Source organism: Bradyrhizobium niftali (assembly GCF_004571025.1).
In the GTDB taxonomy this organism is placed as follows: domain Bacteria; phylum Pseudomonadota; class Alphaproteobacteria; order Rhizobiales; family Xanthobacteraceae; genus Bradyrhizobium; species Bradyrhizobium niftali.
Map to the genome: position 1 here is coordinate 1 of NZ_SPQT01000097.1, position 3,734 is coordinate 3,734.

The window sequence follows — 3,734 nt, forward strand, 5'->3', positions numbered from 1 at the left end:
CCGAGCTGTCCTTGGGCTTGACGCTCTTCATCGAGGCCCAGGCCTCGATCAGCGTGCCATCGACTGAGAAGTGATCGCTCGACAGAAGCCTCTTCACCTTGGGCTGTGCCAGCACCGCCGCCATGAACTTGGCCGCGATGTCGCCTTCCAGCAGCCGGTCGCGGTTCTTCGAGAACACCGAATGGTCCCACGCCGTGTCGTCGACGCCGATTCCCACGAACCAGCGAAACAACAGGTCATATTCCAACCGCTCCATCAGAAGCCGCTCAGACCGGATCGAATAAAACGCCTGCAACAGCATCGCCCGCAGCAGCTTCTCCGGTGGGATCGACGGCCGCCCAATCGGCGAATAGAGCGCGGTAAACTCGCGCTCCAGCACCGCCAGCGCTTCGTTCACGATTGTCCGGATCGCTCGCAGCGGATGATCACGCCGCACCCGCGCCTCCAGATCAACGTAGCTAAACAGCTCTCCTGTTCGATTGTCGCCGCCGCGCACGCACCATCTCCGAATCGCATCGGAAGCCAATGAATCATGGTCGCCGGTCGGCGCCGAGCGCCTTTTTCAACAGCCTGCTAGATCCGCTGACGTCACATCGGCCCCAAACATTTCCAGTGCCTGCCGATGTGATTTGCTTTCAAGATTGTGCTCACTTTAGAGCTCGCCGTAGCCAAACCTATGTCGGGCCATTTGATATTATACTTGAACTCGGTCCCTTGACGCCGCTGGATGTAGAGCAAGGCATGGAAGCCGCCGTAGACCAGCAGTACCAATCCAGCATTGCGCGTTAGGATGAACGAAATCCAGTCGACCCTAAACTCCCGCATCACCTTCAGTGAAGGGGTGAGATCTCGCCGTGATTGCCGGCGCTGAGCAGGATGGTCGGCCCCCTTCCATTCTTGAGGCAAACCACGGGGATCGGAATCGAGTAGTAGGCAGATTCGTGGATGGAATGCGGGACCCGCAGGAAACCGGTCTGCCGCCCATTCTTTTCGAAATCGACGGTCGATGAAATATGCGTCTGAGCCATGGGCATCTTTCTCTTTTTTGAAGAAGCGTGCGAAAGCGTGACAAGCCTCGGATTGCGCAGTCCGGCTCCTCGCCGTCGAGAATGTAGCGCTAATTGTCCGATCTTGGCAGCGCGTCGAGCCGGTCATTCCATGAGTTGATAGCAACGATGGAACCGTTCGGCTGAGCGCGCCACCCGCCATGATACATGCGGCGCGCTCAGCCATATTAGCCATCGAAGGTGCTTGCGAGGTCGATTCACCAAGGTGACCCACTTCAGCAAGGTGACCCACGGCTTGCCGTCACCAATGAGGCAAGAGATCCGTCCACCGTCCGGGTGCTCGGCGCTAGGTCTATTAGCAACTAGCGCTATAGACGCAGACGATGTGCCCAGATCATTGCGATGCTAGACCCCAAATCCGCGACTAGCCTTTGGATTGGATATGCATGGGCCCGGCCACACCACGGCGATAACCAAGAGCTGTCATGACCTCTTGCTTCGGTAAGCCCAGCAATCAATCTCAACGGCAGCGCCAATCACCAACTGTGCCCCAATTGTAGTCCGAGCCGGAGGATTGGTATGGAAGACTTTCGCGTACTCCTCGTTCATCGCTTTGTAATCGTCCGTCGTCTGCAGGTAGACAGTGGTCTTGATCACGTCCGCGGCGGTGAGCCCGTTCTCTGCGAGTACGCCGACGAGGTTCTTCAGCGCCTGCCGAGTCTGAGCAGCTACGAGCGAATGCCGGGACTGGCCGTCGCCTGAGACAAGTCCTTTCCCCTCGGCTATACCCAACTGACCCGATACTACCACCAGATCTCCGGCAAAAACTGCATCACGCCAAGGATTCATAGCCATACCTTTTCCCTATCTGTTTTGACTGGCGCCCAGCTCGTTGACATTCGATGTGTGAAACAACCGAGACGAGGGAACCAAAGGCTATTCCGAATATCGCGCAGAAATTCACTGATTCTATCAAGCAATCGCGGAATTTCGATGCATATGCGGTTTCAAGCGAGGTTCTGCCCCAAAGGGTTAGATTCCTGACCGGGGTCCAGGAAATCGTTGTACCATCCGCATAGTTGAAGTGGGTTAGACTCAGTATCCCCACTGGAATCGCAAGGCCCTTGACAACGCAGATGTAGCCCTCGGCTGCACTCAATCGAGAGCTATAGACAAGATTGGGCGAGGGTAAACGGTAAGGCGTCATCGTGAGAGCGTTCGAAGCTTCGCACTTGTCGACGTACTAAACGGGAAAGTGGGTGATGACGGGTTGAGAGAGGCGTATCGAGCCTGCCAGGAGCTCTCAAGGGGAGCGATACGCCATGAACGACCAGACATGGCTTGTCGCATCATCCGCCTGATCAGGAAGTGGTTGAAGGCGGGCATTCAAGGATCGTGACCGTCAATGACAGGGGAACGGCGCAAGACTCGGTGATCTGACCGCTCGTCGGCAATATCTACCTGCATTATGTGCTCGACCTGTGGACCAAGCGGGCGACTGCGTGAGGCGACCGGCGATATGATCATCGTGCGCGGTGCGGACGATGTGGTGGGGGGCTTCAAGCGCGAGTACGACGCCCGTCGCTTCCGCGCGCTAAATTAGGGCTTGAGGAGCTTGCGCTTACGCTCCGTCCGAAGAACACTCACCTCGCCAAACCGGAAACCTTTGCCTTTCTTTGGTTCACGTTCATCTACGGAAAATTGCGCAGCGGGCGATTTTCGCTATAACGAAATACTTCCGCATGCCAGCGAAGCTCAAGCAGATCAAACAGGATGTGAGGCGCAGAATGCACTGGCCAATCCCCGAACAGGGCAGATCGTGACCGGCCACTTCGGCTACTTTGTTCTCTGGGAGCCGGAGGCTGCCACCTGCCTCCGCCGACCCGCTGGACGCCCGGCAATGGGCCTCCCTACCGAGTCCCCGCGGAAAGGCGATACGATCCGAAGTTCCAAGCTGCGCGAGCGCCCCCAAGCGCGCGCGGCCGGCGAGCACGCGCTTTCGGTCGCCGTATGCTTACATACGCTTTACATCAAAGAACGCCGTCCTGAGCAATCGACGCCATTGTCAACCTGCAGAGATCCGTAATGTCATAGACTGGCAATTTGGTCAGGCGCCGAACTTCTGGCGCTACCGCCGGCAATGCTGTGCATTCCAACAGAATAGCCACAATATCCGGATACGCCTGTCGAAGTCTCGTAACACATGCGATGGTATCGGCCTGGATGTCAGCGGTTTCGGTATATGGCGGCGGACGCTGCAGTTCATTGTGCCATAATTTTCCGCCTTCCAAGCCGCCGATCACTAGCCTAGCTCTTTCGGCTCGATCGCTCACGCCGAGCAGCTCTTCATCGCAATGCTTTGAATCGGCTGTCACAATCGCGACTTTGGCGCCCGGTGCCACTTGCCGCAATAGTGCAGGTAACACAAACAGACTCGACAGCACCACAGGCACACGCACCGAAGCGGACACCGCAGCTTGATGACGCATAAAGAAGCCGCAGTTCGAGCTAATCGCAACAGCGCCTCGCTGAACAAGGCGACGGGCAGCCGCAATACATGCGCTCTCAAGCGCTGGCTCGCCGCGGATGACGTTTTCTGCCCACGCCCCCGCGACTGTTTCCGAGATGACCGGGAAATCGAAAGTAGTGGGGTTCAGAATCGAGCCGAGCCTCGGCGCGGCAGGCGCTGGACCCCTTTCGAGATTTAGAATTCCGAGGGAGCCTTGG

Annotated in this window: 4 protein-coding genes; all 4 read right to left on the reverse strand. The window is 57.4% G+C overall.

Annotated features, from left to right (window positions below):
* The coding region (locus tag E4K65_RS46450; RefSeq protein ID WP_135179733.1) for a transposase at positions 1-496 on the reverse strand (496 nt) is incomplete at its 3' end.
* A 92-nt stretch (positions 497-588) separates the two neighbouring features.
* Positions 589-1,233, reverse strand: a complete 645-nt coding sequence (locus tag E4K65_RS49395; protein WP_235886069.1) for a hypothetical protein — start codon at positions 1,231-1,233, stop codon at positions 589-591.
* A gap of 257 nt (positions 1,234-1,490) precedes the next feature.
* Complete coding sequence (locus tag E4K65_RS46460; protein ID WP_135179734.1) at positions 1,491-1,862, reverse strand: RidA family protein; 372 nt, start codon at positions 1,860-1,862, stop codon at positions 1,491-1,493.
* 1,175 nt (positions 1,863-3,037) lie between these two features.
* A partial coding sequence (locus tag E4K65_RS49400) for an aspartate/glutamate racemase family protein (protein ID WP_235886070.1) occupies positions 3,038-3,734 on the reverse strand: 697 nt, incomplete at its 5' end.